Annotated in this window: 11 protein-coding genes; all 11 read right to left on the reverse strand. The window is 47.6% G+C overall.

Features of this window, described 5'->3' with window-relative positions:
• Positions 1-51 precede the first annotated feature (51 nt).
• The 11 genes from pknB to remA all read right to left on the reverse strand — a co-directional run bounded on the left by pknB (position 52) and on the right by remA (position 12,676).
• Entirely contained in the window at positions 52-2,262 is a 2,211-nt protein-coding gene (pknB, locus tag MHI38_RS06375) for a Stk1 family PASTA domain-containing Ser/Thr kinase (RefSeq protein WP_154888325.1), read from the reverse strand.
• Complete coding sequence (locus MHI38_RS06380; protein ID WP_154888323.1) at positions 2,259-3,035, reverse strand: Stp1/IreP family PP2C-type Ser/Thr phosphatase; 777 nt, start codon at positions 3,033-3,035, stop codon at positions 2,259-2,261. The genes pknB and MHI38_RS06380 overlap by 4 nt, the downstream gene beginning before the upstream one ends.
• Positions 3,036-3,042: 7 nt before the next feature.
• Positions 3,043-4,083: a 23S rRNA (adenine(2503)-C(2))-methyltransferase RlmN gene (rlmN, locus tag MHI38_RS06385; RefSeq protein WP_090923780.1), complete on the reverse strand. Its 1,041-nt coding sequence runs from the start codon at positions 4,081-4,083 to the stop codon at positions 3,043-3,045.
• 270 nt (positions 4,084-4,353) lie between these two features.
• The gene (gene rsmB, locus MHI38_RS06390) at positions 4,354-5,850 is read right to left on the reverse strand and encodes a 16S rRNA (cytosine(967)-C(5))-methyltransferase RsmB (RefSeq protein ID WP_154888321.1); all 1,497 of its coding nucleotides are present in this window, start codon (positions 5,848-5,850) and stop codon (positions 4,354-4,356) included.
• Positions 5,847-6,806 (reverse strand): methionyl-tRNA formyltransferase, encoded by a 960-nt coding sequence (gene fmt, locus MHI38_RS06395; protein WP_154888319.1) that lies wholly within the window; start codon positions 6,804-6,806, stop codon positions 5,847-5,849. The genes rsmB and fmt overlap by 4 nt, the downstream gene beginning before the upstream one ends.
• Before the next feature lie 12 nt (positions 6,807-6,818).
• Positions 6,819-7,307 (reverse strand): peptide deformylase, encoded by a 489-nt coding sequence (gene def / locus MHI38_RS06400; protein WP_090923640.1) that lies wholly within the window; start codon positions 7,305-7,307, stop codon positions 6,819-6,821.
• Between the two features lie 126 nt (positions 7,308-7,433).
• Positions 7,434-9,983, reverse strand: coding sequence for a primosomal protein N' (priA, locus tag MHI38_RS06405; protein WP_154888316.1), 2,550 nt, complete (start codon positions 9,981-9,983; stop codon positions 7,434-7,436).
• 3 nt (positions 9,984-9,986) lie between these two features.
• A complete protein-coding gene (gene coaBC / locus MHI38_RS06410) occupies positions 9,987-11,300 on the reverse strand; it encodes a bifunctional phosphopantothenoylcysteine decarboxylase/phosphopantothenate--cysteine ligase CoaBC (protein WP_154888314.1) in 1,314 nt (437 codons plus the stop codon).
• Between the two features lie 153 nt (positions 11,301-11,453).
• Positions 11,454-11,666 carry a DNA-directed RNA polymerase subunit omega gene (gene rpoZ / locus MHI38_RS06415; RefSeq protein ID WP_090923643.1) on the reverse strand — a complete coding sequence of 71 codons (213 nt, stop codon included), beginning with the start codon at positions 11,664-11,666 and terminating at the stop codon, positions 11,454-11,456.
• A 163-nt stretch (positions 11,667-11,829) separates the two neighbouring features.
• Positions 11,830-12,402, reverse strand: a complete 573-nt coding sequence (gene gmk / locus MHI38_RS06420) for a guanylate kinase (RefSeq protein ID WP_154888312.1) — start codon at positions 12,400-12,402, stop codon at positions 11,830-11,832.
• 13 nt (positions 12,403-12,415) lie between these two features.
• Positions 12,416-12,676, reverse strand: coding sequence for an extracellular matrix/biofilm regulator RemA (gene remA, locus MHI38_RS06425; protein ID WP_006209218.1), 261 nt, complete (start codon positions 12,674-12,676; stop codon positions 12,416-12,418).
• Positions 12,677-12,727 lie beyond the last annotated feature (51 nt).

Genomic DNA, 12,727 nt, shown 5'->3' on the forward strand with positions numbered 1-12,727 from the left:
GCCCTCCTTCAGATGAGTAATATTCTTTCCTTATGTCAGCATAAGCCGTCCTTATGGACGGCCTGATGCGTTGATAACTCCTTTTTTCTTATCCTCTTTATGCTTGCCTGGACCTTTATCCGTCTTCATTGCTGAAGTGTCGCCTTCCTGATTATCCCCTTCTCCATCAGCCGGGGTGGAGTCAGGTTCTTTTTCCTGACCACTATCTACGCTGCCTTCATTGTCGCCATTCCCTGGATCAGGGGTATTGGCTGGCGGTGCTTGCGTGTTCTGTTCAGGGTCGATGGAAGGTACATTCACTGTACCGTTCTTCGCTTCACTGTAAGACACAACATACGTATCCAGGAATTTACCATCACGATAAACGGATACAGCACCATTTTCATTCGGTGCGAGCACAAGCGGTATCGTCAAGACTTGAGCGGAATTGATCGTGCGTGTGCCCCACTCCTGATTTTTGCCGCGTGCATCCTCATAGGTGATGCGAATTTTACTATTTTTCCCTGCTTCTTTTGGTGATACATTAATATTAAAAGAATACTCCAGAGCCTGATCCGGATATCCTGTGCTGATAAAAATCGTGATCTTGTCGCCAGGATTCACATCGGTTCCTGCTTCCACAGGCCATTGCTGGGTAACTTTTCCCTTTTCTACAGTGTAGCTGGATTCCTCCTGTACCTGTCCAAGCACAAGTCCCTTCTCTTTCAGCATCTGTTCTGCTTCACTGCGCGTATGATTTTTCAGATCAGGCATTTTGACCGTTTCAGTGCCCTTGCTTACGGTTAACTCAATCTCAACAGCTTCAGGATCAAATTCTTCGTTCACACCTGGTGTCTGAGAAATGACTTCACCTGAAGGAACTTCATTGGAAAACTCGTCCTTACGTTTGATTTGGTCTTCCTTAAGACCGAGTGCAGTCAAATTTTTGACGGCCTCTGTATATGGAATACCTTTAACATCAATCATCTTCACCATTTCTTTTTCCATACCAACACTCAGCTGAACCTCAGTGCCCTTTTTGACCACATCGCCTTCATTCCTGCTCTGATCAAAAACAATGCCTGGTTCTACATTTTCTTTGTACTGTCGAATGACTTCATTGCTCACCACCAAACCCTGTTCTTCCAGCAGTTGGCGGGCTTTTTCTTCTGTCTGGTTAACTACATTAGGTACGGTTACCTCAGGTACAACAAGCATACCTTTGACATACCATACCACCCCAACCATAGCGACCAGAAGAAGAACAGTCAAGGATATGATGAGAGTTGGTTTTTTCCAGTTTTTCTGCTTCGGTTTACCTGCGCTTTGTTCCTGATCTGTTTCCATCACAGGCACAGCTCCAGTAGACTTCATTCCACGCGGTTCCGGTTTGATGGCTGGCATTACGCGCGTCTGATCAATGTCATCCTCCTCCGGAAAATCAACCTTGGACTCATTGCGGCGCTCTGGCATGAGACATGTTTCCAGATCATGCTGCATTTCTTTCGCAGATTGATATCGCTCCTGCGGATTTTTACGCATGGATTTCAGAATGACATTTTCCACACTTTGCGGAATGAGCGGATTGAATTTGCGTGGTTCATCAAACTCTTCCTGCAAATGTTTCAAGGCTACACTAATCGGACTTTCCCCGAGAAATGGAAGCTGTCCCGTAAGCATTTGATAAAGTACAATTCCAAGAGAATATAAGTCCGACTTCTCCCCAGTCACAATACCCTTGGCATGCTCTGGTGAGAAATAATGTACTGAGCCCACGACAGAGCCAGTCTGTGTGATCGTTGTAGAGGTAACAGCACGCGCGATCCCGAAATCTGTTACTTTTACCCGGCCATTCCGGCCAATTAATATGTTATGCGGTTTAATGTCCCGGTGAATAATCTGATTATGATGGGCGTGATCCAGTGCATCCGCGATCTGAGAAGCAATGTGTACCGCTTCGTCGACCTGCAAAGGCGCACGTTCCTTAATAATTTCATTTAGATTTTTGCCTTCAACGTACTCCATAACAATATAATGAACGTCATCTTCCTGACCCACATCATAGATGCTGACGACATTCGGATGTGAGAGCGATGCAGCTGATTGTGCCTCTCTCCGGAAACGGCGAATAAACTCTTCATCATGAACAAACTGTTGTCTGAGCACTTTAATTGCCACATTTCGGTTTAAGAGCAAATCCTGGGCTTTGTAAACCAGAGCCATGCCGCCACCACCGACACGCTCAATGACTTCATAGCGTCCGCCTAGCTGATGCCCAATCATGACTCACACCCCGTTTCCACTTGTGGGGCGTCTTGCTGCTGAGGCTCAAATAAAGCGACAGTGATATTATCGTCTCCTCCAGCAAGCAATGCCAGCTGTAGCAGTCGATCTGCACGATCTTCCAGTGGAAGGTCAAGATTGCCTGCAACCTGAATAATCTGCTCATTGCTGACCAGGTTACTGAGTCCGTCACTGCAGAGAAGCAGTACTTCCCCCTCTTCCAATCGAACAGCGTCCATATCCACCTTCACTTCAGCATCTGTGCCAAGTGCACGGGTAAGCACATTGCGACGTGGATGGTGAGATACGTCCTCCTTGCTAATCTGACCATTTTTGTACAATTCATTCACCAGTGTGTGGTCTTCGGTCAGCTGGAATACTTCCTTACCTGCAATTTTGTATGCACGGCTGTCCCCGATATGTCCAATCACACCTTCCGCATCATTTAACAGAGCGGCGACAACTGTCGTCCCCATATTATGATACTTATCGTCCGTGGATGCTGTGCGGAATATGACTTCATTCGCATGAAGAATCGCATCGCTAAGCGCAGCTGACAGGGAAGCATGGGACAAACCTGGCTCAAGTGTTGCCAGATCCTGTACCAACGTCTCCACTGCAAGGCGACTTGCCGTATCACCAGCAAGATGTCCACCCATGCCGTCTGCAACGATTCCCAGAATATATCCTGTATCCAGATTCCGAATCCAGGCTGAATCTTCATTCACCGAACGTACTCGTCCGATATGGCTCACATGAACTGTTTTGATCAAAACGCTCTCACCTCAACTCCATATGCTTTGCACGAAGCTGGCCGCAAGCGGCAGCAATATCATGTCCCTGTTCACGGCGAATCGTTACATTAACTCCCTGTTCCGAGAGAATTCTCTGGAAGTTAAAAATATCACTTCTTGATGTTCTAACATATTTGCGCTCAGGCACATGGTTAACCGGGATCAGGTTAACATGGCATAACATGTTTTTGAGCACACTTGCCAGTTCTGCCGCATGTTCCGGCTGGTCGTTCACACCGCCGATCAATGCGTACTCAAACGTAATTCTTCGGCCTGTCTTGGCCAGATAATAACGGAGAGACTCCATCACATCATCAAATGGGAAACGACGGTTCACCGGCATCAGTTTCGAACGCAAGGCATCATTTGGTGCGTGAATCGAAATAGCCAGATTGATTTGCGTGTCTTCATCTGCAAACTTGTAGATGTTCGGCACGATTCCACTTGTAGAGACAGTGATATGACGCTGACCAATATTCAGACCTTTTTCGTGAATCATAATCCGTAAAAACGTCATCGTTGCTTCATAGTTTTCAAATGGTTCACCCGAACCCATGATCACGATGCTGCTGACACGTTCACCGCGCTCATCCAGAATTTTCTGAGCCTGTACAACCTGAGCAACGATCTCCCCGGCTGTCAGGTTACGTTTCAGTCCCCCGAGCGTGGATGCACAGAACGTACAACCAATCCGGCAACCAACCTGCGTTGTTACACAGATGCTGTTCCCGTAGTTATGTTTCATAATAACCGTTTCAATCGCATGATCATCATGCAGACCAAATAGGAATTTCACCGTGCCATCCTTGGACTCGAACTTCGTAATTTCCTTAAGAGTTACGAATTCAAACTGCTCTGCGAGCTTCTCGCGTAGCGTCTTGGAGAGATTTGTCATTTCACTAAAATCATTTACACGTTTCACATAAATCCAGTCAAAGATCTGACCGCCGCGAAACGCTGGTTCCCCGTTCTCCACAGCCCATTGCTGCAGTTGCTCCAGGGAAAAATCGTATATAAAAGGTTTCATTTTGTTTTCAACACCTATTCCTTTTTTCTTTTCATTTGCACTTCTTTTGCTTTCCATCGTTTTACTGCATTCGTCCTATTCTATCACAAACGGCACTTTACATCCATGTATACCCTGGAGACCCGTTCTTCATGCATTATAACATCTCACTGTTACCATCGCATCCTGACATCGTTTTATAAACTAGTTAGTAATCACCAAGTGGCCTCTCACAAAGAAATCCGCCGAGGGTTTTCCTCGGCGGCCTTCCTTTAGTGCTCTATTAAACGTTTAATTGACCGTTCTTGTCAACCTTGCGATGTAGAAACCGTCACTGTGAGCGTATTGTGGCAAAATCTGCACACCACCATTCACAGCCTTCCATTCCCTGCTTCCTGGCTGTGACCATGCGGATGTTTCGATAGCCTTATACTCTGGATGACGATCCAAAAAGTCCGCTACCATATCCTCGTTCTCTGCCGATTCAATGGTACAAGTGCTGTATACCAGAATGCCACCCGGTTTGAGCAATGGCGCAACACAATCCAGAAGTTCTCGTTGCAGACTGGAGATGTCTTCAATGTCGGATGAGGATTTAGTCCACTTCACATCCGGCTTGCGACGAATGACTCCTAGACCTGAGCAAGGTGCATCCAGCAAAATCCGGTCAAACGAAGACTCGGCATATCGCTTGTCTAGATCAAGCGCATCCCCGGTTACCGCATCAATGCAGCTTAATCCAAGACGTTCAGCCTGATCCAAAATAAGCTCGCGTTTATGTGCATGAACATCGTTAGCTATGATGCGTCCACGGTCCCGCATTTTCTCTGCGATATGAGCTGTCTTGCCGCCAGGTGCTGCACAACAATCCAGCACCTTTTGTCCCTCTTCCGGCGCTACGGCTTCAGCGACCAGCATAGAACTTTCGTCCTGAACCGAGAAAAGCCCATCCCGGTACCAGGACGTTAGAGCCATATTGCCGCCGCTTCGAACCAGAATGCCATCTGGGCTAAGATGCGAAGCTTCAACCACAGCCCCAGAGCTTACCATCTCCTCCATCAGCTTGTCCCGTGTTGTCATCGTCGTATTCACACGTATACTCACTGCTGGAGGTTCATTATTCGCACGACAGATGGCCTCAGTTATCTCTTCCCCATATTGAGCAATCCACCGCTCCACCATCCACAGCGGGTGAGAATGCTCCAGTGAGATCCGTTCAGCTACCGGCAGATGCGAGGGAACATGCAACTGCTCCTTGTTTCGGATCATATTCCGCAGCACACCGTTAACCATACCTGAGATTCCCTGATGACCAAGTTTCTTAGCCAGGTTCACTGCTTCGCTGACGACGGCATGTTCCGGAATTCGATCCAGATAGATCAATTGATACGCACTAATCCGAAGCAAACTACGCACCCAAGGCTGCAATTTTGCTGTTCCTTTGGCAACAAAACGCTCCAGATAATAATCCAGCGTGTTTCGTCTTGCAATCGTTCCATACACCAGTTCCGTAGCGAGTCCTGCATCAGCAGAACTAAGATCTGCTTCTTTGAGGCGGCGGTTCAGTTCCAGATTACTGTATGCTCCGTCCTGCTCCACCGCACTCAGTACCTTGACAGCGAGTGCACGAGCAGATGTCTTCGGTTTCTGCGAACGATCATGAGTCTGGCTTCCCTTAGCAGAAGTACCTTTGCTAGTCTGACGAAGATTCGCGGGGCCTCCTGCGTTTCCGTTGCCTGCTCCTTTGCGTTCTTTTCCTGAAGAATGTCCTGATCTTGAAGTACTCATCGCAGCACCATGCCAGGTTTCAATGTTCCACCGCGAGCAAAGTCAGCGGCTTGCATTACTTTTTTGCCAGCAGGTTGTACCTCTGTCAGCCACAAGGAACCATTGCCTGTCTTGATTTCTATGCCTGATTTGTTCAATTGCAACACGGTTCCAGGCTCGGCTTGTCCAGCACTGGAAACAGATGAAGCTTCATTCGCCACCTGATCTGGATTGCACGCTGCCCAAACTTTAAATACCTGTTCATCCCACATCGTGAATGCACCCGAAAAAGGGACAAGACCACGAATCTGATTGAACAATTCACGGGATGTACGATTCCAGTCCATCTTCTCGTCTTCCCGTGTCAGATTACGAGCATAGGAAGCTTCCTCATCATTCTGTGGAACAGCTGTCGTTTCGCCTGCGATGAGACGTGGCATCTCCGCTTGGAGCAACTTGGAGCCGGCCTCACTTAATTTGACAAACATCGTGCCGGATGTATCTTCATCCGTGATTGGTACTTCCACACGAGAGATCATATCCCCGGTATCCAGACCTTCTGCCATATACATCAACGTGACCCCTGTGACGGATTCTCCGTTAATGATAGAACGTTGTATCGGAGCTCCTCCGCGATATTTAGGCAGAAGAGATCCATGCACGTTCACACAGCCGCGAACCGGCATATCCAACACCGCTTTGGGAAGAATCTGTCCAAATGCGGCAGTGACGATCAAATCCGGTTTCCATTCCGCAAGGCGGGCTACCGCTTCCGGATCACGAAGTTTGACAGGCTGAAACACCGGCAGACCGTGGCGTTCAGCTGCGGCCTTAACCGGTGTAGGTGTAAGCACTTTTTTTCTTCCCTGCGGTTTATCCGGCTGTGTTACCACGCCTACCACATGGTATCCTTCCGCCATCAACATATCCAGAGAAGGAACGGCAAATTCAGGTGTTCCCATAAAGACAATATTCAAATCGATCACTCCTTAATTGCGACGCGGTCCAGTTTGCTCTGGGGTAATTTCATATACTTTTTCAGCGATATCTGTGAAGAGCACACCGTCCAAATGGTCAATTTCGTGCTGAAACGCACGGGATAGCAAACCGCTTCCTGTAATAATCAACTCTTTACCTTCACGATCGAGGCCTTTAACGGTCACTGTCTCAAAACGACGAACATCACCGTTAATTCCAGGAATACTCAGACATCCTTCAGGTCCGAACTGTTCTCCTTCACTGGAAATGATCTCCGGGTTAATCATTTTGATCAGCCCTTGCTCATCTCCTGCATCAATCACAATCAAACGTTTCAAAATACCGACTTGCGGAGCTGCAAGACCTACCCCTTCTGCGTCGTACATCGTGTCTGCCATATCATCAAGCAACTTTTGCACATTAGGTGTAACTTTGGTAACTTCCTTGGCTCTTTTGTGAAGCACCTCATCTGGTTCTTTAACGATAATACGAATCGACATGTTGTAAGCACCTTCCCAATTCTCATCATAGTTTCTAGGCAATAATCTCTATTTCGTTGTTCATTTAATCTATGTTTATACCGCTTGTTCACATCCACATTTTCGCATCAAAATGCTATAAAATGTCTACATTAACATCTGCGGATCTACATCAAGGCTAATGAGCAGCTTCTGGGCCTGAACATCATCGTCCATGTGCCGGGCCGTTGCCAGAGCCAGACCGATGGCATCCACATCCCCACGCCATTTTATCATACATTGGAATCGGTATCTATTCTTGATCCTTGGAATTGGAGAAGCTACAGGCCCAAGCACATCAAAGGCTTCGTTACTGAAACGGTCCAGACTGCCCAGCCATCCAGCAGCATTCGCCTTTTCTTTCAGCAATCGGGTATAGTTTTCAGCCAATCGAATCAGTACAGGAAGTTGTTCATGGGAGAAGGTTACCAGAATCAGACGACAGTATGGCGGATACTGTAAATTTCTCCGATGTAGCAATTCCTCCTTCACAAAGGATACATAGTCATGCTGGCTTGCATGTCCAATGGAGTAGTGTTCTGGCGTGTAAGACTGTACAAATACTTCACCCGGTAATTGATGACGACCCGCTCGGCCTGCCACTTGTGTCAGCAGTTGGAAGGTTTTCTCGGCAGCACGGAAATCAGGCAAGTTAAGAGCTGAATCCGCGGTGATGACTCCAACGAGCGTCACATCAGGGAAATCGAGCCCCTTGGCAACCATCTGGGTTCCAAGTAACACATCGGCTTTTTTCTCCCGAAACTGTTTTAACAGCTTCTCATGCGCGCCTTTCTCCGTTGTTGTATCCACATCCATACGGATTACCCGTATCCCTGGAAACAGCTTGGCCAGTTCCTCTTCAACCCGTTGCGTTCCTGTACCAAAGTAGCGAATATGCTCACTTCCACAATCCGGGCACGTTTCGGGCGCCGCTTCTGCATACCCGCAATAGTGACAGCGTAAATTGTTGGAACGCTGATGATATGTCAAAGAGATGTCACATTCAGGACAGCCCGCCACATATCCACAGCTTCGGCACATCACAAAGGTTGAATATCCGCGCCGATTCAGTAGCAGCACCGTCTGTTCTCCGCGCTCCAAACGCTCTTCCAACCCTTTGTGTAACGCTCTGCTGAACATGGAACGATTGCCATCCTTCAGTTCTTCACGCATATCGATGATTCTTACAGCTGGCAGATTGTTGCCAAGCGCCCTTGTAGGCATTTCAAGCAAGAGAGGAGCAAAATCATCATTGCTTTGCGAACGCGCAGCATAATAACTTTCTAACGAAGGCGTAGCCGAACCCAGAACCACCACGGCCTGATGTTGTTGTGCTCTTTTGACAGCTACATCACGCGCATGGTATTTCGGCGTTTCTTCCTGTTTATAGGAAGTCTCATGTTCTTCATCCATAATAATCAGTCCCAGACGGCTGAATGGAGCAAATACCGCAGAGCGGGCACCAATCGCAACTTTCACCTGACCTTCCCTGATTTTACGCCATTCATCATAACGTTCACCGCCGGAAAGACGACTGTGCATGACCGCAACCTGATCACCAAAACGTCCTTTGAAGCGCTCCACCATCTGTGGAGTAAGAGCAATCTCCGGTACCAGCACGATGGCCTGTCTGTCCTGATTGATGCACTGTTGAATCGTCTGCAGATATACTTCCGTTTTACCGCTTCCGGTAACACCATGCAAAAGAAATACACCATGACGCTGTTCCTGCAACCGACCGTTGATACTGCTGTATACGTCTTGTTGCTCGTCTGTCAATTTCAGTGGTTCTGTCGGTTTAAAACGTCTGCCCTGATACGGATCGCGGAATACTTCCACGTCCTCTGTTACAACCAAGCCTTTTTCCTCAAGGCCTTTGATCGTTGCTGCCGAAACTTGAAGCGTAGACAATACTTCCTTCAAAGGCATGGGCAGCAAATCCTTCATCTCCAGCAAAAAAGAAAGAATTTCCTTCTGCCGTTGTGCTTTTGACGGGAACGAAGACAACGCTTCTTCCGCGACAGCGATATCCACAGCCAGATTCACGGACTTCATCGTTTTTTTATTCAGCTTATCCTTAATCGCCTGACTTTCCAAAAGCACACCGCCGAGCAACAGCTTTTTGATCAAGGCTGCATGGTTGGGGTATTTTCGGCTTAATTGTTGCAGCGGAACTTGCCCCCGGCTTTTGACAAAACGGATAATATCCTGCTGCACCTTCTCGGTTGTCGATTCCTCTCCCCACATAAACAGAACGTCTTCGTTAGAAGATTCACCTCCAACATGTCCATCTAGTGCATCTCCTAGTGAAATGTAGCGCTCCGCTTTTCCTTTCAACGCTGTTGGCACCATCACTTGCAAGGACAAAATCCGATTGCTCGCATATCGCTCGCTCATCCATTCCGCCAGTTCCACCAGATCCTTCGACAGTGGCGGCACGATATCCAGTAACTCCTGAATAGGTTTTAGCTTAAATGATTCTTCTCCCGTACGGGGAACTAGATCAACGACGAACCCTTGCACGGTGCGATGTCCAAAAGGCACACCTACCCTGCTCCCCACCTCAATCCATTCCTTCATGGAGTCGGGCACCAGATAATCAAAAGGCCGGTCGGTCTGCTTCACAGGCACATCGACAATGACCTTGGCAATCTCCATCTTCTAATTCCTCCCGGCAATGCGCTCCGCCGCAATTCGGAGCAAACGATGTGCCACTTCTTCCTTGGACATCAGCTCAAGCTCCTCTACCAACCCATCACGGTCATAAATATGCACCGCGTTGGTGTCTGTTCCAAATCCTGCTCCCGAACGGGTGACATCATTGGCTACGATCAGATCACAATTTTTCCGTTCCAGTTTCTCACGTGCATACATCTCGAGCGACTGGGTCTCGGCAGCAAAACCAATCAAATACTGATGGTTTTTCCGTTTACCCAGCGTCTCCAAAATATCTATATTTTTCACAAGTTCGAGCGACAACGTGTCGCCTTTTTTCTTGATTTTTTCCATGTAAACTTCTTTCGGGCGATAATCCGCGACAGCGGCTGCCTTAATGACGATATCCGCACCATCCCACTCACGGGATACTGCCTCATACATGTCCTGGGCAGACTGTACGGGTATGATCTCTACATTTTCTGGCGGCTGTGCCTGTGTATTACCCATAACAAGCTTCACATCAGCCCCAAGATCACGCGCTGCAGCGGCGATGGCAAATCCCATTTTCCCGGATGAATCATTTGTAATATAACGCACCGGATCAATGCGCTCGATCGTACCGCCAGCGGTAACCACGACCCTTTTACCTTTCAAAAGCGAATCCTGCCCTAACATCACGCTGTGCAACGACTCTTGAGTTCCCGGCTGCGCACCACCTTGTGCAACAGTTGTAAACCAGGTCTGTTCTGAAGGTTTTACCGATACCGCATCACGCTGAGCAAAAAAACGCTCTACCACATCCACAATAGTCTCCGGTTCTTCCAGGCGCCCCTTGCCTACATATCCGCAAGCCAGAAGTCCTTCACCCGGTTCAATCATTAATGTGCCCCGTTCAGCCAGCAGATTCATATTGTGTTGCACCGCCGGATGATCATACATGTGCACATTCATGGCAGGAGCAATCATCACTGGTGCAGTAGTAGCAAGCAGGGTCGTAGTTAGCATATCGTCAGCCATCCCATGTGCCATCTTGGCAATGACATTCGCTGTTGCCGGAGCGACCAGCACCAAATCAGCCATGTCTGCGAGATTAATATGAGAGACCACCGCTGGCTCACGTTCATCGAATGTATCTGTATATACTGCGTTTCGGGTCAACGTTTGCAGCGTTAATTCGGTAATAAACTGTGTCGCCGAAGCGGTCATGATGACGTGAACATCCGCTCCCTTTTGCACCAGTTTGCTGCATAATGTTGCTGCTTTATAAGCTGCAATGCCCCCTGTTACGCCAAGCACGATTTTTTTACCGTTCAACATGTTCAATATCCCCCGATAATGTTAAGACATCAATACAAGTTCAATACTAGTTCATCGATATGATCAAGGCTTATTCGTAAAAAAATAACAACCTTTCGGTTGTCAAAATGATTTCGGCTATCGCCGTATGCAGTTGAAGAGCAGCCCTGGGGCTTACTCTTCTTCTTCGTCCTGCCCTTTAATCACAACAAGGTGATCACCATAAATCTCTTCCAAAGCAACGCCAACCTGTTTATGGGACTTTGCGTTTCTCAGCTCTGTTTTTTCGCCTTCACGAAGCTGTCTCGCACGGCGGGAAGCAGCAACAACCAGGGAATACTTGCTGTCAACTTTGTTCATCATTTCATCAATTGAAGGATACAGCATATTAACAAAACACCTCTTTGCTTTAGTATAATCACAAGTTGCCGCCGGACAGAACCTGATGTTGCGTGTCCTCACGTAGAAGCAGCAGTCCAGAATGAACCTCAACCTTAACATGATATGACAACTGCCCCATGAATATCGCTGTACGCGGCGGCAAAAGGGATTATTTATTGATCTTACAATGTTCGGCGATAATGATACTTTCTATTCGTTTGCAAGCCGAATCAATCTCATCATTAACCACGGCATAGTCATAGTGCTCGAGCAGATTGATCTCATCGACTGCTACAGACATCCGGTGATCAATCGTCGCTTGACTTTCCGTGCCCCGTCCTTGAATACGATCCTTCAACTCATCCAAAGAAGGAGGAAGCAGGAAAACAAAAATTCCTTCAGGGAATTTCTCCTTCACTTTAAGTGCACCCTGAACCTCAATCTCCAGAATAATATCTCGGCCTTCGTTGATCGTTTTCTCCACAAAATTACGCGGAGTGCCGTAATAATTGCCCACATACTCTGCATGTTCCAGCAGTTGATCCTCGGCAATCATTCTCAAAAACTCATCATGAGAGTGGAAAAAATAGTTCACTCCATGCTCTTCACCCAAACGTGGCTGACGAGTGGTTGCTGAAACCGAATAAGTCAGATTCGGCACCCGCTGGCGCAACGCACTGCATACTGTACCCTTCCCGACCCCAGATGGGCCGGACAACACTATCAGTAATCCCTTAGACATATTACACTCCATTTTATTCGTCGTTATCATCATCTTTCGAGGAAAGACGATGGGCGACCGTTTCAGGCTGAACTGCAGACAGAATAACATGATCACTATCCGTAATGATTACGGCACGTGTACGTCTTCCATACGTTGCATCAATCAGCATGTGACGATCTCTAGCCTCTTGTATAATTCTCTTGATCGGCGCCGATTCCGGACTCACGATGGATATAATCCGGTTCGCCGATACGATGTTACCGAATCCAATGTTAATGAGTTTGATTGCCATAATCAGGTTCTTCCCCCTATACATGCGACTCTTTTGCCGAAATTTAGCCGT

The sequence above is a fragment of the Paenibacillus sp. FSL K6-1558 genome (assembly GCF_038002565.1).
GTDB lineage: Bacteria > Bacillota > Bacilli > Paenibacillales > Paenibacillaceae > Paenibacillus > Paenibacillus polysaccharolyticus.